This window comes from Kribbella pittospori (genome assembly GCF_004331465.1).
GTDB lineage: Bacteria > Actinomycetota > Actinomycetes > Propionibacteriales > Kribbellaceae > Kribbella > Kribbella pittospori.
Map to the genome: position 1 here is coordinate 511,709 of NZ_SJKB01000006.1, position 23,294 is coordinate 535,002.

A 23,294-nucleotide genomic window follows, 5' to 3' on the forward strand; every position below is an offset into this window, starting at 1 on the left:
CCAGTTGCACCCGCCACATACGCTGCGGCTCATGAAGGTCACGGCTGTCGTGGTTCGCCCCTCCGACGAGGCGGTCCTCGTGCTGCCGTCCGGCCTCCCGCAGGTGGAGGTCGCCGAGAAGCTCTGGTTCCCGGACGTGGAGACCGCGGTCCGGGCACTGCGCGATCAGCTGTCGATCGAGGCCGTCGTCCTCACCTGCCTCGACGAAGAGCCGGTCAACTACCTGATGCTCTCCACCGGCTCTGTTCCGGCGGATGCTCGGTGGGTGCAGGATCTCGACGATCCGGCGGTCGTGGCCGCGCGCGACCACCTCGCGCTGCCGGCAGACTCCCCCGAGACCCCTGCGTGGACGAGGCCGGGCTGGTACGACGACGTGCTGCCGTGGATCGACGAACAGCTCGCACGGACGGGCGTCTGGTCCCAGGTGCGATCCTGGGGCTTGTCGAACGTACTGCGTATCCCGACGGCGCAGGGAGACGTGTATTTCAAGGCGCTCGCGCACTCCAGCACTGTCCGGCCGGCGCGGGCGGATGCGTTACCGCTGTTGTTCGCGCATGAGCCGATGCTGTTGAAGCAGCTCTCCGACGAGCGGCCCGGCGAGGTGCCTGCTCCACTGGCCGTGGACGAGAAGCGGGCTTGGATGTTGCTGCCCGACCTCGGAACCCCGTTGAGGGACTCGCCGGACATCTCCCTGTGGATCGACGCACTGCGCGGGCACGCGAGGTTGCAGCGCAGCTATGCGGATCAGCCAGACCGGCTGCTGGAGTTCAGCTGCGTCGACCGCCGGCTCGCCGTACTGGAGGCGGAGATCGATCGAGTGCTCGGGCCGAACCCGGCCACCGAGCTGCTCGCGCCCGCGGAGCGCGCGCTGCTACCGAAGCGGGCGGAGCAGTTGCGTGAGGCAATCACCGAGCTCGCCGCGATCGGCGTACCGGAGACTCTGCTGCACGGCGATCTGCATCCGCGGAACCTTGCCGTCCGGGATGGCCGGGTGCTCGCGTTCGACTGGACGGACGCCGCTGTGTCCCATCCGTTCCTGGACCTTGTGACGTTCTTCGAGCAGCGGTCGCCGATGTCGACGGATCCGCGGTTGAAGGATGCCTATCTGGCCGAGTGGGAGTCGTACGCGTCGCCCGCGGACCTGCGTCGTGCGCTTGAGCTGGCTGAGGAGCTGGGGGCACTCCACCAGGTCATGACCTACGCGCACCTGCCGGATTCCCTGTCCGGACCGAGCAAGGACTCCATGCTCCGCGGCGGCGTGTGGTGGCTCAGGCGGATCCTTGCCCAGTAATCATCGGTGCAGCACGGCCAACTGGTTCCGCATGCCGCGGCGGACGGGCGGATCGAGGTACCGGTCCCACGTGGGGCGACGCTCGCCGCGCAGCAGGGCGTAGTACGCGAGTGCCTCGGACAACGCGGCTTCGCGGAGGTAGCCGCGGGCCAGTGGCTGCTTGCCCCGCCCGTTCGGTCGCGGCCGCCGCTCGTACGCCGCGTTGGCGGTGAAGATCCCGAGTCCGTAGAACACGGTGAGCAGATCGGTCAGCGGCTCGTGGTCGGGCCGGCGAGCCACCGAGATCCGGCTACTGCCGAGCAGCAGTTCGTGGCCGGCCTCGTGGGCGAAGATCGCGATCAGAGCGACAGGGTCGGCGGCCAGCGTCGGTGAGAGCTGGATCTGGTTGCGCTCGACGCCACGGATCCAACGGCCGGACGGTTCCTTCACCACCGCCGCCGACCTCCGGTACGCCGGCCGCCGGATCCCGTCGCCGACGAGTTCGAAGCTGAGTGCGCATTGGTCCGGCCGAAGATCCATCCGCTCGCTGACCCGCCGGCACAGTTCCTCAGCGGCCGGCCGGCTGCCGTCGTACCCGGCCGGGATGAGGTCCGTGGGCAGCGCGATCGGCCGCAACACGACGTCGCGGCCGAACTCGGTGATCATCCACTCCATCGACGACCGGATCCATCGGCGGCTGCCACCCGGCAACCGCTCCCGTGGCGCCTTCAACTGGGACCGCACCTGCTGGCTCCGCCGCAACACCCCGATCGGATTCCTCACCCGCCGGATCATGCCAATCGGACGCCAATGTAAACCCGGTTGGTTCCACAGAGTTCCCGATCGCGTACGACGAGCTACTTCAGCAGGAGCTTGCCGAGGCGTTGGGAGGCTATGTACATGCCGATGGTGCCCATGGCGGCGAGGTAGAAGGCGTGGACGAGGAGGAACCAGCCGACGGTGCCGGTGGTGAGGGCGCGCTCGATCACGACGCCTTGGTAGAGCGGGGTGATCTCGACCAGCCAGCGGATCGCCTCCGGGTACGTCTCGACCGGGTAGAAGGTGGCCGAGAACAGGAACATCGGCATCACCGCGAGCTGAACGAACTCGAAGTCCTGCCAGCTGCGCATGAAGGTGGTCAGCGCCATCCCCGCGCCGGCGAACGCGAGCGCGATCAGGACCGAGGCCGGCAGTGCGAGCAGCGCCCACCAGGACGTGATCAGGCCCATCCCGAGCATCACCGCGATGAACATCGCCGAGTAGCAGGCACCGCGCAGCAACGCCCAGGTCACCTCGCCGGTCGCGATGTCCCACGGCCGCAACGGCGTCGCCAGCATCGAGTCGTAGAGCTTGGCGTACTTCATCCGGAAGAAGATGTTGTACGTCGAGTCGAAGATCGCACCGTTCATCGCCGAACTGGCCAGCATCGCCGGCGCGACGAAGGCGGCGTACCCGATCGTGGTGCCGTCGGACAGGGTGAAGTCGCCGACCAACTGCGCGACACCGATGCCGATCGACAGCAGGTAGAACAGCGGCTCGAAGAACCCGGACAGGAAGACGATCCAGGACCGCCGGTAGAGCAGGAAGTTGCGCTCGACGATGTGCCGGCCACCACCGCCGCCGAGGACGCGGGCCGGGACCGGGACGACCCGGGCAGTGAGAGTCGTCATCAGCCCACCAGCCTCTTGGTGAAGCCGCGGACGGCGAACCACGTGCCGACCGCGAACCAGGCGAGCAGGTAGACGACGTTGAGCAGCGCGAGCGGCGGGTTGATCGTGCCCATCGCCAGATCGCGGGACAGGGTGACGCCGTGCCACAGCGGACTCAGGTAGGCAAGCCACTCGATCCAGTTCGGCAGCTGCGAGACCGGGAAGAACGCACCGGAGAACAGGAACGCCGGGATCACCCCGAAGCGGAAGATCATCGCGAAGCCGGAGTCGTTCTCCAGCGTCGTCGCCACCGCCGCGACCGGGGCCGCGGCGGCCATCCCGACCAGCAGCGCCACCGGCAGCGCGAGCACGCCCAGCGGGGAGCTCAGCCCGCCGAACAGGGCGATGACCACGAGGAAGACCGCGCACGTGCTCCCCACCCGGAAGGCGATGAAGCCGAACTGGCCGGCGACGACGTCCACCGGCCGCAGCGGAGACGCGATCATCGAGTGGAAGAACTTCTGCCACTTCAGCCCACTCATCACCGGGTACGTCGACTCGCCCACGGCCACCTGCAACGCGGTGGAGGCGAGCAGCCCGGGCGCGATGAACTGCAGGTAGCTCACGCCACCCAGCGCACCCGTCCCGTTCCGGTCGACGAAGGAGCCGAGGCCGATCCCCATCGCGGCCAGGTAGAGCAGTGGCAGCAGGAAGCTGCTGATCAGCGTGCCCTTCCAGGTCCGCTTGTAGACGGTCAACCAGTAGTCGAACTGGCGACGGCCGTTCTCCAGGACGAGCGCCATCAGTCCACCAACGTCCGGCCGGTGAGCCGGAGGAACACGTCCTCGAGGGTCGAGCGCCGGACCAGGACCGAGGCCGGCTGCAGACCGCGCTCGTGGACCGCCGCGACCGCGTGCTCACCGTCGTCGGTGTAGAGCAGCAGGCGGTCCGGCAGCACCTCGATGCGCTGGGCCAGGTCCTCGACCTTCCCGGCCAGTGCGTCGTGGTCGGACGACATCACCTCCGGCCCGAACCGCAGCTCGGTCACCTCACGCGTCGAGTAGTCCCGGATCAGCTCGGCCGGCGACCCCTCGGCCGCGATCAGACCGCCGTCCATCACCACCAGCCGGTCACAGAGCTGCTCGGCCTCGTCCATGTAGTGCGTGGTGATGATCAGCGTCACGCCGGCCTGCTTCAGCCGGAACAGCTTGTCCCACAACAGATGCCGGGCCTGCGGATCCAGCCCGGTCGTCGGCTCGTCGAGCAGCAACAGGTCGGGGTTGCTCACCAGCGAGCGTGCGATCGTCAGCCGCCGCTTCATCCCGCCGGACAACTCGTCGACCTTGACGTCCGCCTTCTCGGTGAGCGAGACGAACTCGAGCAACTCGTCCGCGCGACTGCGGCACTCCGCCCGGCTCAGACCGAAGTACCTGCCGTAGATGGTCAGGTTCTCCCGGACGGACAGCTCGGTGTCGAGGGTGTCGTCCTGCGGGCAGACGCCGAGCCGGGCCCGGATCGACGGGCCCTCGGTGGCCGGGTCCATGCCGAGGATCTGCAGGGTGCCGCCGCTGGTCGGTGAGACCGCGCCGATCATCCGCATCGTCGACGACTTGCCCGCGCCGTTCGGCCCGAGGAATCCGAACGCCTCCCCGCGCCACACATCCAGGTCGATGCCCTTGACCGCCTCGAAGTCGCCGTACGACTTCCGCAGTCCACGGACATGGACCAGGGACTCCCGCTGCTCACTCACGGTCCCGACCCTAGACGGACCGGCCGACAGTTTCTTGTCGATTTGGGCGGTTCCATCCATCGACGCTAGAACCTCAACACGACTGGAGGTCAACCGCGGCCGACGTACGGCATGCCGGCGGCCATCACGGTCAGCGTGGGTACGGCGACCGATGTCGGGAGCTGGGCGATCCGGACCACGAAGTCCGCCACGATCTTCGGATCGAACGTCGGCTCGGCCGCGATCGTTCCGTCCGGCTGAAGCACGCCCTGCCCCATCCGCTCGGTCATCGGGGTCGCGGCGTTCCCGATGTCGATCTGGCACGCCGTGATCCCGTGCGCGCGGCCTTCCAGCTCGAGGCCCTTCGTCAGCCCGGTGACGGCGTGCTTGCTGGCCGTGTACGCGATCCCCTGCGGCCGCGGGACGTGCGCCGAGATGGAGCCGTTGTTGATGATCCGTCCACCCTTCGGGTCCTGCCGCAGCATCATCGCGAACGCCGCCTGCGCACACAGGAACGATCCGGTCAGGTTGGTGTCCACCACCCGCCGCCAGTCCTCCTCGGCCAGATCCTCCACCCCGGCCGCCGGCGCACCGGTCCCCGCGTTGTTGACCAGTACGTCGATCCGCTCGAGCCCACCGAAGAGCGCACGCACCGCCTCACCATCGGCAACATCCAGTACCGCGGTCCGCACTCGCCCCTCAGCCGACAGGGCAGCCGTCTCGCGCAACTTCTCCTCGGTCCGCCCGGTGACAGTCACCTCGAACCCAGCCGCCGCCAACGCCAGCGCCATCTCGCGCCCGAGCCCCGAACCACCACCGGTCACCACTGCTACCTGCGCCATCCTGGCACTCTCCTGTCGCTCGCCGAATCGGCGTCTAGCATCGCAGGAGCCACAGAAGGACGGCGTCGCCAGTAGCAGCCGACCGCGATCGCCGTGGCGGTCAGGACGAGGAGTTCCACCCAGACACCGTTGCCGAGCGGAGGAATCAGCTCCTCGGTGAGGTTCCACGCCGCGTGCACGAGGATGGCCGCAGGTACGCCGCCGCGGAGGCGCTCGGTGACGAACAGCATCACGTAGGTCAGCGGGAACAACCCCAGGAAGAAGGTCAGTCCCTGCTGGGTGAACAGTCCGTCGTCATGCTGACCGGTGCCGTTCAGGAAGTACAGCGGCACGTGCCACAGTCCCCAGGCCGCGCCCAGGACCACGGTCGTGGCCAACTGGCCGTAGTACCTGCGCAGTCGCGGCTGCACGTAACCTCGCCAGCCGAACTCCTCCGCGACCGGTCCGGCCAGGAGGGTGTAGGCCAGCGCACCGAGCGGTCCGCCGGCGCCGGCAATCACGTCGGCGGCATGGTCGGGAAACGCCGCGAGGTGTCCGGTCAGGGCAGACGCTGCCAGTGGCGGCAATGCCCCGAGCAGTACGGCGGCGATCGGCCACCGCCACGACCACCTCACCAGCCGCTGCTTCTCCCGATGCCACAGCCACATCGCCAAGGCCGCCAGCGACGGGCCGGACGCCGCCAGGGTGAAGACGAGCATCCCGCCGCCCTCGTCGAGGTTCGCGCCCAGCAGTCCCAGGATCGCCCAGGGCAACCAGCTCAGAACGACACAGATCGCTCCGAACTCCAGCAGCCGGCGCCTCGTCGTCACCACGCTGTCCACCGACCGGCCGTCGATCGCCGTCACGCGTCCCCCAGCAGCTCGCAGGAATATCACCCGAGCCAGCCTCGTTGCGACGAGAGGGCCGGACCAGGGTGCCAGACCGACCAAGCACCGGGGTCCTAGGCCCACCCCGCGTCACAAAACGCACCCTTGCGCCGTCACTAGATCGTGCACTGGTTCTCACCTTCCACGAACAGTGACGACCCGAAGACTGTGAGTAAGTGAGTGGCGGCTCAGTCAGGAATCTTGGAAACTCATTTGCGTGTATCACGCAAGCATGTATATGCTTGCAGCATGCAAGTAAACGACGCGTACTCTCCGCAGACCCCGATCGAGGGCGTGCTGCACGCGTTTACCAGGATCGGCCGGCGGCTGAAGGCCAAGCAGCCCGGAGACACGATCGACCACAGCGTCCACCTGGTGCTGTTCGTGCTGCGGTGCAGCGGAGCGCTGCGCCTGTCCGACCTGGCCAACCGGATGGAGCTGGACGCCTCGACCGCGAGCCGCCACGTGCGGTCGCTGGAGCAGCTGGGCCTGGTCCGCCGCTCCCCCGACCCCGACGACGGCCGCGCCTTCCGGGTCGAGCTGACCGAGAAGGGCATCGAGGAGTGGGACGCCGGCGCCCGACGCCGGATGGAGCTGCTGAGCGCAGCCATGGACGGCTGGTCCGAGGACGACGTCCTGACCTTCGAGCGCCTGATGACACGGTTCGCCGACGGAGTCGCGAGCCTGACCGACCCGGCGATCGAGAAGAGCTGGGCAGAGAAGGGCTGGGCCGCCGTCGCCCCGCGCCTGCGCCCGGCACCCGCGGCCGAGCGCCGTACCCAAGACTTCGCGGCCGGTGGCGACCCCACCGCTCGCGAGAACACCGACAAGAAGCTGGGGAGCACCACATGAGCACCACCGAGCCCGCCACCACCGGCGGCGCTGCGCCTGAAACACCGGGGTACCTGTCCCACAAGCAGATCCTCGTCGTCCTCGGCGGCCTGATGGCCGGCATGTTCCTGGCGGCGCTCGACCAGAGCATCGTCGGAACCGCGCTGCCGCAGATCGTCAGCGAGTTCAACAGCCTGGACAAGCTGTCCTGGGTGGTCACGGCGTACCTGCTGACCTCGACCGCCTCCACGCCACTGTGGGGCAAGATCTCCGACCTGTATGGCCGTCGCCCGCTGTTCATCGCGGCGATCGTCACCTTCCTGGCCGGCTCCGTGCTGGCCGCGATGTCGCAGAACATCGAGATGCTGATCGGCTTCCGGGCCGTCCAGGGTCTTGGCGCCGGTGGCCTGATGTCACTGGCCTTCGCCACCATCGGTGACGTGATCCCGCCGCGCGAGCGCGGTAAGTACATGGGGTACTTCGGTGCCGTCTTCGGCCTGTCGTCCGTGGCCGGCCCGCTGCTCGGCGGTCTGCTCACCGACGGTCCCGGCTGGCGCTGGATCTTCTGGATCAACCTGCCGATCGGCCTCGTTGCCCTGGGCATCGTCGGCGCCGTGCTCAAGCTGCCGCACGTGAAGCGTTCGCACAAGATCGACTACGTCGGTGCCGCAGTGGTCACCGGCGCCGTCACCTCGCTGCTGCTGGCCGTCTCCTGGAGCGGCCCGACCAACGGCTGGGGCACCGGCACCACGATCGCCCTGCTGGCCGCGACCGTCGTCCTGGCCGTCACCTTCGTGCTGGTCGAACTGCGGGTCTCCGAGCCGATCATCCCGATGGACCTGTTCAAGGGCCGGATCTTCTCCGGGTACGCCGGGTACGCGTTCCTGCTCGGGTTCGCGATGTTCGGTGCGCTGATCTTCCTGCCGCTGTACCTGCAGGCGGTCAAGGATCTGTCGCCGACCCAATCCGGCCTGGCGCTGCTGCCGATGATCGTCGGTATCTTCTCCGCGTCGATCCCGAGCGGTCAGCTGATGAGCAAGACCGGGCGCTACAAGGTCTACCCGATCGTCTCCTCGGTCCTGGTCGGTGGCGCGATGCTGCTGCTGTCCACGCTGAGCCTGGGTACGCCGTACTGGCACCTCGCGATCTACATGTTCATCATGGGCGCCGGTCTGGGTCTGTCGATGCAGATCACCGTCACCGCCGCGCAGAACAGCGTGCCCCGCAAGCACATGGGCAGCGCGACCTCGACGATGACCTTCTTCCGCTCGATGGGTGGCGCGATCGGTACCGCGGTGTACGGCGCGGTGCTGACCAGCCGGCTGAAGGAGCACCTGGGCGACATCGTTCCGAACGCAACCCAGACCGTGGTCGACGGGCTCGCCAAGGCGGCCAACAGCGTTCAGGCGCTGCACGGCCTGAAGGAGCCGATGAAGGGCTGGGCCCTGCACGGTCTGGTCGACGCGATGGGCGACGTGTTCCTGGTCTCCCTGCCGTTCCTGGCGATCGCACTGATCCTCGCGGTCATCACCCCGGAGCAGCGGCTGGCCGGCCGCTCCGACGGCCCGAAGCCGGAGGGCGGCGAGGAAGACTCCTCGATGGAGGCGTCCGCAGCCGCCGCGATGCACTGACCCTCCGCACCAACGAACGACCGGCCGTCCTCTTCGGAGGGCGGCCGGTCGTCGCACGTTAGGCTTGCGGTGATGTCACGCCTGCAAGGATTCGGGAACCAGCTCCTCGCCTTCCACGATCAACTCCGCGACCAGATCGACGTACTGCGTGAACAGGACGCTCCGGATGGCAAAGATCTACTGACCCACTGCCTGGCGTTCTGCGGGGCGCTCACCCGGCATCACACCGGTGAGGACGACGGCGCGTTCATGGTGCTCGCGGAGGAGTACCCGGAGCTTCGCCCGGTGCTCGAGGAGCTGGCCCGTGATCACCTGATCATCGCGCAAGCCCTGCAGCGGTTGGAGAAACTCGCCGCGCTCGATCCGGCCGAGCGGAAGCGGGAGCTCGACACCGTGGCCGCCCTGATGGAGACCCACTTCACCTACGAGGAACGCAAACTCGTCACCGCGTTGAACGCCCTCGACGACGACGGGACCGGGCGCCTAGCCCTCCCCTTCCGCTGAGGGTCGCTCCCGGAAAAGGTATCGACGGGGCAACGGTCTCGGTGGTTCCGGATCGACGTCGTTGCCGGCCAGGTGGTTGACGATCGCGTTCAGTACTGCGGCCGTCGGTACGGCGATCAGCGCGCCGACGATCCCGGCGATGACCACGCCGGTGGCGATCGACAGGATGATCGCGAGCGGGTGAACACTGACTGCACGGCCGAGCAGGAACGGCTGCAGCACATGGGCCTCGAGCTGCTGTACGCCGATCACCACGGCCAGCATGATGATCGCGACGATCGGTCCCTTGGCGACCAGCGCAACCAGTACGGCGACCACGCCACTGACCAGCGCCCCGACGACCGGGATAAACGCGCCGACGAACACCAGGATGCCGATCGCGCTCACCAGCGGCAGACCGAGGATCGCCGCACCCAAAGAGATCCCGATCGCGTCCACCGCCGCGACGATGATGGTGGCCCGGACGAACGCCGTCAGCGAGACCCACGCCTTCCGCCCGGACGAGTCGGCCTTCTCGCGCGCCTGCCTCGGGAACAGCCGGATCAGCCAGGCCCAGATCCGCTCGCCCTGGTAGAGGAAGAAGAACAGGCAGAACAGCGCGATGAACAGCCCGGCCACGACATGCGTCGCCGTCGTACCGACCTCGGCCGCGCGCTGACCGAGGGCGCCGCCGGAGGTGATCTCGTCCTGCAACCGTTTGAAGGCGTTGGTGATGTCCTTGTCACTCAGTCCGAAGTTGATCCGGGCCAGGTCGCGCAGCTTCTGCACACCTTCGCCGACCTGCGTGGACAGAGTCTCGAACTGGCCCGCGATCTGCGTCCCGACCAGGGTCAGCAGACCGGCGACGAGAATGATGGTCGCGACGACCGTGATGCCAGCCGCCGGACCGCGCGGAATGCGCAGCCGCTGCAGGCCGTCCGTCACCGGGACCAGCAGAGCGGTCAGCAGCACCCCGACAGTGACCGGGACGACCACCTCGGACAAGTAGCGCATCCCGTAGGCGATCACGAGCACGGCCGCGACGATCACCAGGAACCGCCAGGCCCAGGCACTCGCGATCTGCATGCCTGGAGTGACCCCGGTGTCCACGCGCCCCCGGCTCGAAGACCCGACCTCGGTCACGACCGTATCGCTGGACTCGTCCAGTACCTCGTTGTCCGCCACCGGACTCTCTTTGTCCGGCGCCTCGGCCCGCCCCGACTCGCTCATGCCACCTCCGCAGCTCGCGCTTGGTGTTGAGACTAGTGCCCGCTGCGGACCGTTCCATGAATGTGTGCCGCGAGCCCTTCGGCTGCGGCTGGGGCGAGGTCGGCGAGCAGGCCGACGCCCGCCAGGACGTAGTCCTTGTCGACGCAGACCTCGGCGCGTTCCGGGACGAGCCAGCCTTCCTCCTGCGCGTTCACCCCGACGGAGCCCAGGATCCGCGCGGCAACGTCCGGCCCGTTGTGCCGCAGTACTCCCCCGGACCCGACCAGCAAGTCCACCTCGCGCAGGTCCTTGCCCGACCGCTCGATCACCCGGCCGCCCGGCCCGAACACGATCCGCTGACGACCCGCGTGCCGCCGCAACGCCACTGTCGCCGCGACCCTCGCGAGCAACTCGTCGTACGACGCCTCTTGCTCGCTGTCGGGGAGGTACGACGGGTCGGCGTGCCGGCGAGCGGCCGCCGTATGGAGCTTGTTGTCGTCCGGGACGAGACCGGACTCGACGCCGGCGGCGACGACTGGGACCGCGCTCCAGCGCATTCCGAGGTCGCCCTCGACCGTGCGGGTCACGGGATGCGTCGCGACCACCTCGCGGCCGAGGTTCGCGTCCTCCGGGTCGAGCTCGATCACCGAGTGCACGTCCGTGGTCGCACCACCGATGTCCACGACCGCGACATCACCGTGCAACCCGGCCAGCACCTCGACTCCACGCAGTACGACGTCCGGCGTGGCGGCGCGGACCATCCGCGCGAACGCCGGATCGCGGGACAGGTTCTTCCCACCGATCACGTGGGCGAGGAACATCTCCCGGATCGCGGCCCGCGCACTGTCCGGCGCGAACACCCCGATCTCGGGTACGACATTGTCCGCCAGGACATGCGGTACGCCGGCAGCCGCGAGGGTCTCGCCGATCCCGGCCTGTGCGTCAATGTTGCCCGCAACAACGACCGGCCGACGCCACTTGTACTTGGCCAGCACGTCGGCAGCATTACGCAGTACGGCGGAGTTGCCACCGTCCGTGCCACCGAGGAGCAGGACCACGTCCGGGCGGTCCTTGCGCAGCTCCTTGAGGGAAGTTGCCGTGAGCCCGCCGTTGACCACGGCAACCACACGGCCACCGCTGGACAGCGCGACCCGCCGGCCGGCTTCCGCGGTGACCAGCTCTTCGTTGCCGACGACACCGATCCGGAGTCCGCCGCCTGCACTCGAACAGGCCAGCACCTCGGCGCGCTCGACGCCGCGATCGGTTTCCAGCAAGGCGTTCCGGCAGGCATGCCAGCCGTCCATCACGTCCGTGTCGATCGTGGTCCGGTGTTCGGCTCGGGCGACCAGGTCGCCCGAGCCGGAGTCCACCGCAATTGCCTTCGTGAACGTCGACCCGAAGTCGACGGCCACCAGCAGGCGCGCCAACTACGCCATCGCGCGGTCGAGGTCCAGCAGCAGGTCGTCGATCGTCTCGATCCCGACACTGAGCCGGATCAGGTCGGCCGGCACCTCGAGCGGGGTGCCGGCGACCGAGGCGTGGGTCATCTTGCCGGGGTGCTCGATCAGCGACTCGACGCCGCCGAGCGACTCGCCCAGGGTGAAGACCTCGGCCTTGTTGCAGATGTCGAGTGCATGCTCCACGCCGCCGGTGACCCGGAAGGAGACGATGCCGCCGTACCGCTTCATCTGCTTGGCGGCGGTCTCGTGGCCGGGGTGACCGTCGATGCCCGGGTACAGCACCTGGCTGACGGCCTTGTGCCGCTGCAGGAACTCGACGACCTTCTCGGCGTTGTCGCTGTGCCGGTCCATCCGGACGCCGAGGGTCTTGATCCCACGCAGCACCAGCCACGCGTCGAACGGGCCGGCGACCGCGCCGATCGCGTTCTGGTGGAAGGCGATCTTCTCGGCCAGGCCGGCGTCGCGGACGATCAGCCCACCGCCGACGACGTCGGAGTGACCGCCCATGTACTTCGTGGTCGAGTGCACGACGACGTCCGCGCCGAGCTCCAGCGGCTGCTGCAGGTACGGCGTGGCGAAGGTGTTGTCGACCACCAGCAGGGCGCCGGCGTCGTGCGCGATCTGGGCGACGATGGCGATGTCGGCGACGTTCAGCAGCGGGTTCGTCGGCGTCTCCAGCCAGACGATCTTCGTCTTGCCCGGACGGATCGCGGCCCGGATCGCCTCCGGGTGGGTCACCGCGACCGGCGTCATCTCCACACCCCAGTTGCCCAGCACCTTGGAGAACAGCCGGAACGTGCCGCCGTACGCGTCGTCGGGGAACACCATGTGGTCACCCGGGACGCAGAGCGAGCGGATCAGCGTGTCCTCCGCGGCCAGGCCGCTGGCGAACGCGAAGCCGCGGTTGCCCGCCTCGATCGCGGCCAGACACTCCTCCAGCGCGGTCCGGGTCGGGTTCGCCGACCGGGAGTACTCGTAGCCGTTGCGCAGCCCGCCGACGCCGTCCTGCTTGTAGGTGCTGGTCGCGTAGATCGGCGGCACCACCGAACCGGTGGTGGGGTCGGGCTCGTTCCCGGCGTGGATGGCGAGCGTCTCGAAGCCGTAGTGGTGGTCCGTGTTCACCGGACCAGCGTACGGCCTGGTCTGATCCGTTCCGCGCAGGCCGTCCGGCACTGAGACTCTTGACGCAACCCATGGGTTGCCATATGTTGGATTGCAACCAGACAGTTGCTATTTACCAGGAGGATGTCATGGGGTTTCCAGATCAGATCGAGCGGACCGTCGAGCTCGCCCACCCGCCGGCGAAGGTGTGGGCGGCGCTGACCACGGCCGAGGGTCTCGGCACGTGGTTCGGCCACCAGGCGAAGATCGACCTGCGGCCGGGCGGCGCCGCGGAGATGACGTGGACCAGCGGCGACCGGGCCGAGATGCGGATCGAGCGGGTGGACGAGCCGACCACGTTCGGCTTCACCTGGCACATCTACGGCCTGCCGGCCGAGGACGAGCGCCGGACGTACGTCGAGTTCACCCTGGAGCCGGTCGACGCCGGCACCCGGCTGACCGTCATCGAGTCGGGCTTCGCACAACTGCCGGACGGCGAGTACGCCAAGGCATACGGCGGCAACACCGAAGGCTGGGCGTCCGAACTCGGCGAACTCGTCGACTACCTCGACGCCGCCTGACCTGCCATGCCCGCCACAGACCAGGTTGAGGCGGTGGCGGAGCAGGTGTTCGTGGCCTTGGCGGATCCGCGGCGGCGCGGCGTACTCGCCGTACTCGCGGCGAACGGGCCCTCGACCGCGACGGACCTGGCGGATCGCCTGCCGATCACTCGGCAGGCGATCGCCAAGCACCTCGCACTCCTGGCCGAAGCGGGCCTCGTCACCGCCGAGCACGGCGAACGCCGCCGCGTTCGCTACGGTCTACAGCCCGCCCCGATGCAGCTGGCCCAGCAGTTCCTGGCCGCACTCACCCGCGACTGGGACCACCGCCTCAACGCCTTGAAAGACCACCTGGAACGCTGACGGGGACCTCTTTGAGCCGCACCGTGAAGATCGGCAGCAGGAAGTGGACGAGCGGGCCGATCGACAGGGCGTAGACGACGGTGCCGACGCCGATCACGCCGCCGAGCAGGAAGCCGATGACGAGCACGGTCACCTCGATCGAGGTCCGGACCAAGCGGACGCTGAGGCCGGTACGACGTACCAGGCCGGTCATCAGGCCGTCGCGGGGACCGGGGCCGAACTGGGCGCCGATGTAGAGAGCGCCGGCCAGCGCGTTCACCACGACGCCGCTGAGCATGAACACGATCCGGAGCCAGAGCGCGTCCGGCCGGTCGACCGTCGCCAGGGTCAGGTCCGTCACCAGGCCGATGACGATCGCGTTGCTGATCGTGCCGAGACCGGGCCACTGCCGCAGCGGGATCCAGGCCAGCAGTACGACGAAGCTCATCGCGATCACCACGGTGCCGAAGCTCAGCGGCAGGTGCTTGGTGATGCCGGAGTGGAACACGTCCCACGGGTCCAGGCCGAGGTTGCCCTGGATCATCAGGCCCATCGAGGCGCCGTACAGGGTGAGGCCGACGTACAGCTGGACCAGGCGCCGGGGCAGGTGGCCTGCCCTCAGCTGCTGGATCGGGTTCAGGGGCGCCAGTTGGCGAGGCGGTGCGGGGGAAGTGGCGGTCACTTCTCCAGTTTGCGGAGCAACTGGCCTGGTGATCGATAGCCAATTGCGCAATAGTGGACTGCATGCAGCGGCAATATCTCCCCGCCAGTACGCTCTCCGGCTTGCTCGGCTCCTGGGCCGAAGACTCCGGCCCGGCGTACCGGGTGCTGGCCGACCGGCTCCGGCTCCTGATCGCAGACGGCCGGATCATCCCGGGCTCGCGGCTCCCGAGCGAGCGCGAGTTGACCGAGGCTCTTGGGGTCAGCCGTACGACGGTCGCCTCGGCGTACCGGGAGTTGCGCGACAGCGGCTACCTGATGAGCCGGCGCGGGTCAGGGAGCGTCACCGCTCTTCCATCGAAGGTTGCGCCTGAGCTCGGGCGGCACCATGCGCCTGGGATCGATACGGACGGGCTTTACGACTTCACCTGCGCGGCGCCGTCCGCCGTACCGGGGATCAGTACGGCGGTGGCGGAAGCGGCCGGGGATCTGCCGGTGCACCTTGCGACGCCCGGGTACCACCCGCAGGGGTTGCCAGTACTGCGTTCGGAGATCGCGGCCGCCTATGCGGAGCGCGGGCTGCCGACGACGCCGGACCAGATCATCGTGACCGCTGGTGCGCTCGCGGCGACGTCGATCGCGATCCGGGCGATCACGCAGTTCGGCGACCGGGTGCTGACCGAGAGCCCGACGCACCCGAATTCCGTGGACGCGATCCGGCGTAGCGGTTGCCGGGTGGTAGCGGTGCCGATGAGCCCCGGCGGCTGGGACCTTCCTTTGCTGGAGGCAACGATCAGGCAGACGGCCCCGCGGGCCGCCTGGCTGGTGGTGGACTTCCAGAACCCGACCGGGTGGTTGATGCCGGCCGCCGACCGGCAGCGGCTGGCGATCGCGTTCGCCCGCAGCCGGACGACGGCGATCGTGGACGAGACGCTGTTCGAGCTGTCGCTGGACGGCCAGGAGATGCCGCCGCCGTTCGCGTCGTACGACCCGGACGGAGTCATCACCATTGGGTCGGTGAGTAAGTCGTTCTGGGGTGGGCTGCGGATCGGGTGGATGCGGGTGCCGGAGGCGCTGGTCGCGCGGATCCTGGACGCGCGGGCGTCGATGGATCTGGGCGCGCCGGTGCTCGAGCAGTTGGTCGTCGCCGGGTTGCTGCGGCAGCGGGCGACGCTTCTGCCGGAGCGGCGGTTGGAGCTCGCGCGGCGGCGGGATGCGCTGGCTTCGGCGGTGGCTTCCGAGTTGCCGTCGTGGCGGTTCCGGGTGCCGGGTGGTGGGTTGTCGCTGTGGTGCGAGTTGCCTGAGCCGGTTGGGTCGAGTCTGGTCGGGGTCGCGCAGCGGAACGGCGTACTGCTGGTGTCCGGTTCGCGGTTCTCGCCGGATGGTGGGCTGGAGTCGTTCATCCGGTTGCCGTTCACGCTCGATGTGGATGCGCTGCGTGACGGGGTCGGCCAGTTGGCCGCGTCGTACGCATCGCTGACCACGGGTGGGGCACCGGCCCGGCGTACGGCGGCCATGATCGCTTGACGTCATCGCGCCGTAAGGGGTGTGCGGAAGGTTCGCCTTACCCCGGGCGTTGAAGGATCATGAGAGTACTTCTGCGAGAGGCGTGAGAATGTCGTTCTTCAAGCGCAACACAGCCCTGGTCGAGCCCGAGGCCGCACTGCCCGGCCGGCCGGAGCCCGGATTCGCCGTACCGGCGGACAACATCGTGCTCGGTACGCCGCAGACCGCCGCTGCCCCGGAGGGCTTCGAGGAGGTCTGGTTCGGCACCGGGTGTTTCTGGGGCACCGAGGAGATCTTCTGGCAGCTGCCAGGGGTATACACCACGGCCGTCGGCTATGCGGGTGGTTACACCCCGAACCCGACGTACGAGGAGGTCTGCACCGGCCGCACCGGTCACACCGAGGCCGTCCGCGTCGTCTACGACCCCACCAAGACCACCTTCACCGACCTGCTGAAGGTGTTCTGGGAGACGCACGACCCGACCCAGGGCATGCGCCAGGGCAACGACCTCGGCTCCCAGTACCGTTCGGCGATCTACTACACGACCGACGCCCAGCGCGCGGAGGCCGAACGCACCCGCGACCTCTACGCCCCCGTCATCAAGCCCCTCGGCTACGGCGACATCACCACCGAGATCGCCCCCGCCACCACCTTCTACTACGCCGAGGGCTACCACCAGCAGTACCTGTCCGACTTCAAGAACCCCAACGGCTACCGCTGCCACAGCAACACCGGCGTACCGTTCCCCACAGAAGCGACAAACCAGGACTGACGAGCAGCACCAGCCAGCATCGGGTGTAGGTCACCTGATGCTGGCCGTTCGTTGTAGATCTGTCGTGGCTCGACCAAGCCCGAGGGGTGCATCAGGTGACTGCCAACGAGGAGACCTCCGATTGGGTCCCCCTGAGCCTTCGGGACACACAAACCGGGACCAACAACTACAAGGCCCTGGTGGATGGCGTCCCGCAGTGGCTCGAACGGTCATTGTGGCGCTGGGTGATGGACCGAGCGGCCCAGGGTTCCATGCCGCTCATCTATGAGGTAGAGCGCCATCTGAGAGTTGATCTGCACGCTCCGGGTGTCAGTCTGGATGCCCAATCAATGCTGAACCACTACTGGTCGAACAGTGGCGATGAGGAACGGCTGACTCTCATCGACTACCTGCTTCGAGACCAGGAGAAGAGGTATGACGCAATCCGGAGTGGCCGATTGGTCTCAAACGAAAGGCCTCAGGCAACGATCGTCTCGCTGGAGGAGATCCTGATCCAGGGAGGGTCATTGTGGAAGGCCGTAGCCAAGCCTCATTGGGGACTCGAGCAGCGGGTGAACGAGACGACCCGGGCGCAGGTCGATCTGGTCACGTCGGCGCCCACGGACGCGGCGCGGAAGATCGCGTCGGCATGGAATGCGTGCTACCGACCAGAGCCGAACTACGACATCGCATATCGCGACGCAGTCTTGGCAGTCGAGGCAGTCACGTTGGGTATAGCCCTGCCCAAGTCCAACACCGCAACCCTTGGGACGGTCGTCGCGCATATAGCAGACACCGTCGGCAACTGGACCGTTGGCGGGCTCGATGCGGCAAAACAGGCTTCCGGGGAAACTCTGTTGGCAATGCTCAGGACGCTCTGGCACAACCAACAGCGACACGCCAATCCAGGCGGCAGTATCAAGGACGTTACTCGAGCGGAAGCGGAAGCAGCCCTCGGTATCGCGGTCACTCTGGTGCTCTGGTTCTCCTCGGGCCTAGCTCGCCGAATCAGCACGAGGGTGAGTGAGTGATGGTTGGTGCACGCACGTTCTGCTCAGCCTGCGGTCATGAGTTTCCAGCTGGGTCTGAGCAGGACACCGAAAGACCGCCGTGCTCTGCGTGCGGGCATCGAGGCGTGACCATTCAGCTCGGAATGGCTTCAGAACTGAGCATCGCATCGAGTCTCTCGCTGAGCGTTGGCCCCGGTCACCATGAACGCGACCCGGGTCGGCGTTGGCGAGAGGTTGCTGAAGAGCTGGCACGTCTTGAGGCGACCTGGCCCGAGCAACCATCCAACGCGGACCTGTTCGACGCTCAGCGGCGGTTGTATCAGGTCTTCATTGAGCTTTGGGCACTACGAGAATCGGTGGTGCGCCAGGGGGTGGCTGAGCAAGCCGCGAATGCGATGTTGCGAAGCCACCCCCACGGCGCAGCACTAGCGCACGATCTGGGCAACGTCGCGAAGCACGGACCCCTAACGCGGCGTCCGATGAGCCCCGATAAGCCGACTTTCGGCGCTCTGCGGGCGACCCGCCCTGGGGCGGGCCCGCCTTGGCGCATAAGCCTCGAGATCCACCACGGCCGGCGGCTAGTCGATGCCCTCGCCGTAGCGCGTCAGGCCGTTGACCAGTGGGAGGCAGCCCTCAGGTCCTGGAGACTGCTCTGATCCAGTTCGACGCGCAGCGAGTCACCTACGCCATACCAGCTCCAACAAGTCGGGGTTGAAGGCAGCTCTACCGCGGCCGCGAGGTCCGACCGGGTGAACGATGACAGCATGGAGTGCCTCCTTGACTAGGGCGCGCTTTTGCGACAAGTCAAGGTCGTTGGCGTACCACCGCCGCCGAATGTCCGAGAGGTCTGACTGCGCACGCAGTTGCGATGCCGCGTGCCTTGCCTCGTCGTTCCGAAGCTCCCGGCGCTGCTGCTCGAGTCGCCGAAGCGTCGGATAGAAGAAGTCGTCAGAGACCCCGCCGGCCAGCCACTGATCACGGAGTGATTGCACCTTTGAGTTCACGGCGGGCATCGGGTAGCTGCGGCGCAGGCTTGGGAAAGGTCTGGTCGATCCACGACTTCGGCTGACCAAGCACCCGCCGTACATCGCCGATCCCGCGACTTGTCATCCTCATATAGGAACACATGTTCGATGTAACTCACGACCCCTTATATTCCAGCCTTCACGAGTCGAGTCGCGAGGGCCGGAACTTGGGGGCGCTGGGCCGGGCCTGTCCCCGATGTCCCCTAGGCAGAAGTCGAGGACGCCGGCCTCCGGTAGTCAGCACGACGCCGTTCAGCCCTGGGACCATCCAAGCGCAGCGAATGCGGGATCAGGGTCCAGATACCCCCAGTCAAGCGCCGTGCGTCGGAAGGCTTCGAGTGCGAGGGCGCGTTCGGCGCCGGCCGTAGCCCACGACGATGGCCACGCTGTAGCTCCGTCGGTCATTCCTCGCGTTCGCCCCTCTCCGAGCGGCGCCAAATCAGCGAATTCAGAAACCGTCCGAGATGAGCCTAGTGGTGTTTTGCCTCGTGCCTCAATATGGACCTCTACTACGCGATGGCGTCCGCCCGAGGAAATCGTGTGGAGTGGTGCGCGTAGGTCAGATGCACTGCGCCGAATCAGCTCGGCCAACTGGTCGATGACGAAAGCCATGCTCGCCATCTGCCCAACTTGCCCGGCGACATGGTCAGCGATCACAATGATCGCATTTACACCCGTTTCGCGAGTAATTGTTAGCCGCTCAAACCCGTTGTTGACCTCACGCGCGAAGACGGCGTGAGATGTGGACTGCCATGCTCCGGAAGGCTGCATCCAGGCGTTCCCGCCGCACGCGTCCAGCGCCGAGAGGAGCCGTTTCCGGTGGCGCGGCTCAATTAACAATTCGGAGCCAGCCGGAAGGTCGAAACTCGTCGCCGCGCGCAGGTTTAAGCCCGGCATGTCTGGCTGAAACTGAAGGGGATCTGCGAAACGGCTCGGATGAAATCTGGGCGTCAAACGTGCGTCGGGATGGTTCATCCGCAGACCTGCATCCTCAGTTCGGTCGGCATGTTCGGCTGGATCTTGAGCCAGAGCGCCAGCCAACAAGGCGTGGATCTGGGGTGCGGTGATCGAAAGGCTCTCATCGTCGCGGCGCGTCACGATGGAAATGAAGGCACCTTCCACTCTGCCAGCCGCGACGGCGCCGTGCACGAGGAATGGCCTCAACCTAGGCATCTGCCGTGGCACAAAGACTGCCAAGACGCCGGCGGCGGACCGTGCGATGGGGAGGTAGGAGATCCGCAGGCCTGGGATTGGTGGATAGATCGTGCGATCGAGGGCGCGCCGGAGGCGCACGACCTGCGCGCGGTCATCCGGTATTGGAGAGAGAGCCGTGATCATCTCGCCTCCGCCTGGGAGCCGCTTCGTCTTGTATCCGCAGAGCAGCAGTCCAGCGGTGCCGCCGTTCGCCAGTCTTGCGACATCCTGGGCAGCTTCGATGACCTGTGCGGGTTCGTCCAGCCTGTACGCGGCGGACTTCACCTCTAACCAGTCGCTCTCCTGTTGCCCAAGTAGCAAGTCACCCCGTCCGCTCTGTACGAGTGCCCACGCCCTGGCCGCATCCAACTCCGCTACTTGGAGCAGGGCCGAGACGCCTTCCCCGGAGTGGATCACCTGTCCAAGAGTGAGCTTCGAACGCGGGCTGAGAGTTGCCTCAACGGTTACAAAGTCGTGAGTAGTGTTGATGATGTCGAGCTCAACGTCCGTGACCGTCATACCTCTCGGCAAATGCTGCGCGGCAATCTTCAAGATCGTGCACTCGTCCAAGTCAGCCGACCGTGGCACCTCAGCGTGAGTACGCACCTTCACCTTGCTGCCGACGACCAGACGTGCAGCGCCTGTGGGTGCGTGTTCGAGGGCCCCTGCTGCTGTCAATGCAGCAAAGTCTTCGCCGCTGAGATTGGTGACCCAAGCTTCAACTGCCACGTGATCGAGAGGAGCCCGCCTTGGCAAGCCCGCCGCGTGTCGGTACGCATCGCCTATCACTTTTGCGATCGAGATTGCCGACTCATCAGCCAACCAGGCGAGCGGAAGGACGACGTCGTCATCGCCCACCCAGACAAGTTGTCCGGCGCCGGTACGGAGGTACTCGCCGATCCGTGCGGCTCGAGGAGGCGGTGATGATGGTTCCGACCGCCAGGCCTCGATCCGCGCGCGGAGGTCGTCCGCGTCTGCAATGCCGTAGGCGGGGCCGACGTACAGGCGAACAGTCATGCGGGACATTCTGGCCTACGGGTCGCCCCTATGTTCCAGCCCTCACCAGTCCAGTCCTGCGGGCTGGAACATAGGGGAGCGCGCGTATGGCACGGAGTGGCATAGTCAGACGACTAACGGAAGCTCATACGCGGTCCTCGGCTCGTTATTGTAAAGGATCTGCTGAGCAAAAGGTTTGCCGGTCAACGCCTTGAGACCTTCACCAATGACCGCGTTTAGTTTGTCTTCGTCGAACTTCGTCCAGTACTGACGTTCGGCGGTGATATCGATGTTTTCCAGGTCGTCTGCGACGGCAACTTCATAGCGCTCAATGAGATCTGCTGGCTCCCGGAATGGAACATCCCCAGTCAAATCGATATAGCCAAAGAGTGGCTCCGCGGGGTTGGAACTGGGCGGACCCAGGAATGGGCGTGAAGGATCCTCATGGATCAAGATCCAAATATCTCGATGCCCAAGGATCGCTGGGCGAGTTCCGCGCGGCGCGCCGGGATTGATCGCGCTCTTCTTGCCCAGTTTTCCTGCGCTCGTCGCCCAATATGGGCACGCGAATGCCGAATAGATCATGCACGAGAGGTGTCCCCCGAATCCAGTATCAACGCTGAACCTCGGATCGTGGACCCGAGTTCTGGCCGCGTCCTTCTGAGCCAGAGTCCGCCACACTAAGGACCCCTCCGCCAGACCGAATCCGCACACGCAGCAAGCTCGACGGATAGCGAGTCCGACGCTTCGATGCGGATCGAGTCCAGCTAGTCGAGGTCCTCCGTCGGTCCAAGGCGTTTCAGCTGGCACCAGGTAGCCGCGTCCGTCCTTCGGCAGATCAGCGAGGTGTGGCGGCGGCTCGACGAGGATTGGTCTTCCCATGCGCCACAGTATGTCTCAGTGCAACATCCCCAACCAGACAGGAGCCACCAGCGATCAGATCACTCGGAACCAGACAACTAAGCGTTCCCGATCGCTGTCGAAGGTGGATCCTCATCGGACAGAAGGTTTACGGCCTGCGCAAGCTGGTCCATAACCATCGGTGGGTTGTGAAGGATTGCTGGGAACTGATCCAGCGCCCTGACCTCGGCCGCCGTCAACGTACGGCAGAGAATTATCGGATCGTCAGGTTGCGGCGAGTACTTCACGATGAGGATTGACCCCACTCGAATAGCCGCGCTTCGAACGCCAGCGAGCTTGAGCACCAAGTCGCCCACGGCCTGAGCCTGTCGCCCGTCGTACTCAGCTTGATTAAGGAGCATGCCGCGCAAGCGAACGGCCTGAATGGCTTCCTCCTGCAGCTTTCGAGCATCGTCGGAGGTGAGTGCCTTCCCAAGCCTTGCTCTCGCGCGCTCCCAGAGCGAGCCCCGGCCTTCATCGGTAACGGAAATCTTCTCTGCTCCGACGGACTCTGCCAGCCGATGCGTCGCTGCGATGACAGCGCGCATTCTGTTCTCTTCGGCCTTGCTGTCGAGATCGCCCTCGACGTAGACGTCGATAGTCAGCTGCCGCGGGCTGCTGTCACCTTGCCTGTGCGGCTCCCGGAGCTTCGCCGCGTAGTCGGATCGAGGTATAACCTCCCAGGTCGTAGCGCCTGGGGCCGGCAGAGGCCGCATCGCCTCGTAAGCAGTCCCGAGCTTGGGCTGCTCGGATGGATAGGGCAGCGACTCGACCATCGCCACGATGCCCGCTATGGGGTCAACGGCACTTTCCAGCAGACGGCCGTATATTTCGTGTATCTCGTCGGAGTGCATTGCCTCCGTCCAGGCACGAACCCGGGCCTCGGCCAAGGCGATCCTCCGAAGCAAACTTTCTAGCCGTTCGATGGAAGACTGAAAATCCGGATAACCCATCGATACCACCCCCTGTCCCAAGGCTGCCCGGTTCGCAATAGAGGCGCAAGGGCTCGACCTTGGGGGAACGTGGCGTAAGTCGGCGGCCCGTGTGTCAGGTGCTGCCGTCTCATCGACGTTCTATCGCCGTCGCGGTATCGCCACCGGCAGCAGTAATTGCCCGCCGCGAAAAACCCGAACGGCTACAGGTGCCACAGCAACACCGGCGTACCGTTCCCGGCTAACGACTAGTGCCGCGCGTCTGAGGTCTTCTGACGGTTGGCCTTCTTAAGGATCTGGTCTGCGGTCTTGGTCCAGGCGAAGGGGTGGGATCGGTCGTTCCAGCC

At 66.6% G+C, this 23,294-nt stretch carries 22 protein-coding genes; 9 read left to right on the forward strand and 13 right to left on the reverse strand.

All coding sequences use genetic code 11. The features are described 5' to 3' along the window. Positions 1–31 precede the first annotated feature (31 nt). Entirely contained in the window at positions 32–1,291 is a 1,260-nt protein-coding gene (locus tag E0H73_RS21935) for an aminoglycoside phosphotransferase family protein (protein ID WP_131359436.1), read from the forward strand. Here E0H73_RS21935 and E0H73_RS21940 read toward each other — a convergent pair whose 3' ends face one another. The 6 genes from E0H73_RS21940 to E0H73_RS21965 all read right to left on the reverse strand — a co-directional run bounded on the left by E0H73_RS21940 (position 1,292) and on the right by E0H73_RS21965 (position 6,365). Continuing rightward, entirely contained in the window at positions 1,292–2,053 is a 762-nt protein-coding gene (locus E0H73_RS21940; RefSeq protein WP_131359438.1) for a hypothetical protein, read from the reverse strand. A 74-nt stretch (positions 2,054–2,127) separates the two neighbouring features. After that, the gene (locus E0H73_RS21945; RefSeq protein WP_131359440.1) at positions 2,128–2,940 is read right to left on the reverse strand and encodes an ABC transporter permease; all 813 of its coding nucleotides are present in this window, start codon (positions 2,938–2,940) and stop codon (positions 2,128–2,130) included. Continuing rightward, the gene (locus E0H73_RS21950; protein WP_131359442.1) at positions 2,940–3,722 is read right to left on the reverse strand and encodes an ABC transporter permease; all 783 of its coding nucleotides are present in this window, start codon (positions 3,720–3,722) and stop codon (positions 2,940–2,942) included. Before E0H73_RS21950 ends, E0H73_RS21945 begins: the two co-directional genes overlap by 1 nt. After that, positions 3,722–4,669, reverse strand: a complete 948-nt coding sequence (locus tag E0H73_RS21955; RefSeq protein ID WP_131359444.1) for an ABC transporter ATP-binding protein — start codon at positions 4,667–4,669, stop codon at positions 3,722–3,724. The genes E0H73_RS21950 and E0H73_RS21955 overlap by 1 nt, the downstream gene beginning before the upstream one ends. A gap of 89 nt (positions 4,670–4,758) precedes the next feature. Further along, positions 4,759–5,490, reverse strand: coding sequence for an SDR family oxidoreductase (locus E0H73_RS21960; protein WP_131359446.1), 732 nt, complete (start codon positions 5,488–5,490; stop codon positions 4,759–4,761). Beyond that, on the reverse strand, positions 5,478–6,365 hold the full coding sequence (locus E0H73_RS21965; protein WP_131359448.1) for a type II CAAX endopeptidase family protein: 888 nt from the start codon (positions 6,363–6,365) through the stop codon (positions 5,478–5,480). Before E0H73_RS21965 ends, E0H73_RS21960 begins: the two co-directional genes overlap by 13 nt. Before the next feature lie 240 nt (positions 6,366–6,605). Here E0H73_RS21965 and E0H73_RS21970 point away from each other — a divergent pair, with 240 nt between their 5' ends. The 3 genes from E0H73_RS21970 to E0H73_RS21980 all read left to right on the forward strand — a co-directional run bounded on the left by E0H73_RS21970 (position 6,606) and on the right by E0H73_RS21980 (position 9,322). After that, positions 6,606–7,208 carry a MarR family winged helix-turn-helix transcriptional regulator gene (locus E0H73_RS21970; RefSeq protein ID WP_131359450.1) on the forward strand — a complete coding sequence of 201 codons (603 nt, stop codon included), beginning with the start codon at positions 6,606–6,608 and terminating at the stop codon, positions 7,206–7,208. After that, on the forward strand, positions 7,205–8,818 hold the full coding sequence (locus E0H73_RS21975; protein WP_131359452.1) for an MDR family MFS transporter: 1,614 nt from the start codon (positions 7,205–7,207) through the stop codon (positions 8,816–8,818). The genes E0H73_RS21970 and E0H73_RS21975 overlap by 4 nt, the downstream gene beginning before the upstream one ends. 72 nt (positions 8,819–8,890) lie before the next feature. Further along, positions 8,891–9,322, forward strand: a complete 432-nt coding sequence (locus E0H73_RS21980; protein ID WP_131359454.1) for a hemerythrin domain-containing protein — start codon at positions 8,891–8,893, stop codon at positions 9,320–9,322. Here the strand turns inward: E0H73_RS21980 and E0H73_RS21985 are convergent. Genes E0H73_RS21985 through E0H73_RS21995 form a run of 3 tightly spaced genes read right to left on the reverse strand, consistent with a single transcriptional unit; the run spans position 9,302 to position 13,092 of the window. Next, positions 9,302–10,531 (reverse strand): AI-2E family transporter, encoded by a 1,230-nt coding sequence (locus E0H73_RS21985; protein WP_238164160.1) that lies wholly within the window; start codon positions 10,529–10,531, stop codon positions 9,302–9,304. The genes E0H73_RS21980 and E0H73_RS21985 overlap by 21 nt on opposite strands. Positions 10,532–10,563: 32 nt before the next feature. Beyond that, complete coding sequence (locus tag E0H73_RS21990) at positions 10,564–11,937, reverse strand: glutamate mutase L (RefSeq protein WP_131359456.1); 1,374 nt, start codon at positions 11,935–11,937, stop codon at positions 10,564–10,566. Continuing rightward, positions 11,938–13,092 (reverse strand): cystathionine gamma-synthase, encoded by a 1,155-nt coding sequence (locus E0H73_RS21995; protein ID WP_131359458.1) that lies wholly within the window; start codon positions 13,090–13,092, stop codon positions 11,938–11,940. A gap of 128 nt (positions 13,093–13,220) precedes the next feature. Between E0H73_RS21995 and E0H73_RS22000 the strand changes: the two genes are divergently transcribed. Continuing rightward, positions 13,221–13,652 (forward strand): SRPBCC domain-containing protein, encoded by a 432-nt coding sequence (locus E0H73_RS22000; RefSeq protein ID WP_131359460.1) that lies wholly within the window; start codon positions 13,221–13,223, stop codon positions 13,650–13,652. Between the two features lie 33 nt (positions 13,653–13,685). Next, positions 13,686–13,994, forward strand: coding sequence for an ArsR/SmtB family transcription factor (locus E0H73_RS22005; RefSeq protein ID WP_238164161.1), 309 nt, complete (start codon positions 13,686–13,688; stop codon positions 13,992–13,994). Here E0H73_RS22005 and yczE read toward each other — a convergent pair. Further along, complete coding sequence (yczE, locus tag E0H73_RS22010) at positions 13,963–14,655, reverse strand: membrane protein YczE (protein ID WP_131359464.1); 693 nt, start codon at positions 14,653–14,655, stop codon at positions 13,963–13,965. The genes E0H73_RS22005 and yczE overlap by 32 nt on opposite strands. A 62-nt stretch (positions 14,656–14,717) precedes the next feature. Between yczE and yczR the strand changes: the two genes are divergently transcribed. The 3 genes from yczR to E0H73_RS22025 all read left to right on the forward strand — a co-directional run bounded on the left by yczR (position 14,718) and on the right by E0H73_RS22025 (position 17,921). Continuing rightward, positions 14,718–16,160 (forward strand): MocR-like transcription factor YczR, encoded by a 1,443-nt coding sequence (gene yczR, locus E0H73_RS22015; protein WP_131359466.1) that lies wholly within the window; start codon positions 14,718–14,720, stop codon positions 16,158–16,160. Between the two features lie 88 nt (positions 16,161–16,248). After that, positions 16,249–16,911, forward strand: coding sequence for a peptide-methionine (S)-S-oxide reductase MsrA (gene msrA, locus E0H73_RS22020; protein ID WP_131359468.1), 663 nt, complete (start codon positions 16,249–16,251; stop codon positions 16,909–16,911). Between the two features lie 95 nt (positions 16,912–17,006). After that, complete coding sequence (locus E0H73_RS22025) at positions 17,007–17,921, forward strand: hypothetical protein (protein ID WP_131359470.1); 915 nt, start codon at positions 17,007–17,009, stop codon at positions 17,919–17,921. A gap of 1,256 nt (positions 17,922–19,177) precedes the next feature. On the opposite strand, the gene E0H73_RS22030 is transcribed toward E0H73_RS22025, so the two are convergent. The 3 genes from E0H73_RS22030 to E0H73_RS22040 form a co-directional block, all read right to left on the reverse strand. Next, the gene (locus E0H73_RS22030; protein ID WP_131359472.1) at positions 19,178–21,136 is read right to left on the reverse strand and encodes a hypothetical protein; all 1,959 of its coding nucleotides are present in this window, start codon (positions 21,134–21,136) and stop codon (positions 19,178–19,180) included. A 105-nt stretch (positions 21,137–21,241) separates the two neighbouring features. Beyond that, on the reverse strand, positions 21,242–21,700 hold the full coding sequence (locus E0H73_RS22035; RefSeq protein WP_131359473.1) for a hypothetical protein: 459 nt from the start codon (positions 21,698–21,700) through the stop codon (positions 21,242–21,244). Between the two features lie 374 nt (positions 21,701–22,074). Further along, positions 22,075–22,968 (reverse strand): hypothetical protein, encoded by an 894-nt coding sequence (locus E0H73_RS22040; RefSeq protein WP_131359475.1) that lies wholly within the window; start codon positions 22,966–22,968, stop codon positions 22,075–22,077. Positions 22,969–23,294 lie beyond the last annotated feature (326 nt).

Excerpts from the sequence above, each read along its gene's own strand:
- E0H73_RS22000 (WP_131359460.1), top strand. The coding sequence starts at position 13,221 with ATGGGGTTTCCAGATCAGATCGAGCGGACCGTCGAGCTCGCCCACCCG.
- E0H73_RS21980 (WP_131359454.1), top strand. The coding sequence starts at position 8,891 with ATGTCACGCCTGCAAGGATTCGGGAACCAGCTCCTCGCCTTCCACGAT.
- E0H73_RS22035 (WP_131359473.1), bottom strand. The coding sequence starts at position 21,700 with ATGATCTATTCGGCATTCGCGTGCCCATATTGGGCGACGAGCGCAGGA.
- E0H73_RS21985 (WP_238164160.1), bottom strand. The coding sequence starts at position 10,531 with ATGAGCGAGTCGGGGCGGGCCGAGGCGCCGGACAAAGAGAGTCCGGTG.
- E0H73_RS22040 (WP_131359475.1), bottom strand. The coding sequence starts at position 22,968 with ATGGGTTATCCGGATTTTCAGTCTTCCATCGAACGGCTAGAAAGTTTG.
- E0H73_RS21945 (WP_131359440.1), bottom strand. The coding sequence starts at position 2,940 with ATGACGACTCTCACTGCCCGGGTCGTCCCGGTCCCGGCCCGCGTCCTC.
- yczR (WP_131359466.1), top strand. The coding sequence starts at position 14,718 with ATGCAGCGGCAATATCTCCCCGCCAGTACGCTCTCCGGCTTGCTCGGC.
- E0H73_RS21975 (WP_131359452.1), top strand. The coding sequence starts at position 7,205 with ATGAGCACCACCGAGCCCGCCACCACCGGCGGCGCTGCGCCTGAAACA.
- E0H73_RS21970 (WP_131359450.1), top strand. The coding sequence starts at position 6,606 with ATGCAAGTAAACGACGCGTACTCTCCGCAGACCCCGATCGAGGGCGTG.
- E0H73_RS21950 (WP_131359442.1), bottom strand. The coding sequence starts at position 3,722 with ATGGCGCTCGTCCTGGAGAACGGCCGTCGCCAGTTCGACTACTGGTTG.
- E0H73_RS21935 (WP_131359436.1), top strand. The coding sequence starts at position 32 with ATGAAGGTCACGGCTGTCGTGGTTCGCCCCTCCGACGAGGCGGTCCTC.
- msrA (WP_131359468.1), top strand. The coding sequence starts at position 16,249 with ATGTCGTTCTTCAAGCGCAACACAGCCCTGGTCGAGCCCGAGGCCGCA.
- E0H73_RS22030 (WP_131359472.1), bottom strand. The coding sequence starts at position 21,136 with ATGACTGTTCGCCTGTACGTCGGCCCCGCCTACGGCATTGCAGACGCG.
- E0H73_RS21960 (WP_131359446.1), bottom strand. The coding sequence starts at position 5,490 with ATGGCGCAGGTAGCAGTGGTGACCGGTGGTGGTTCGGGGCTCGGGCGC.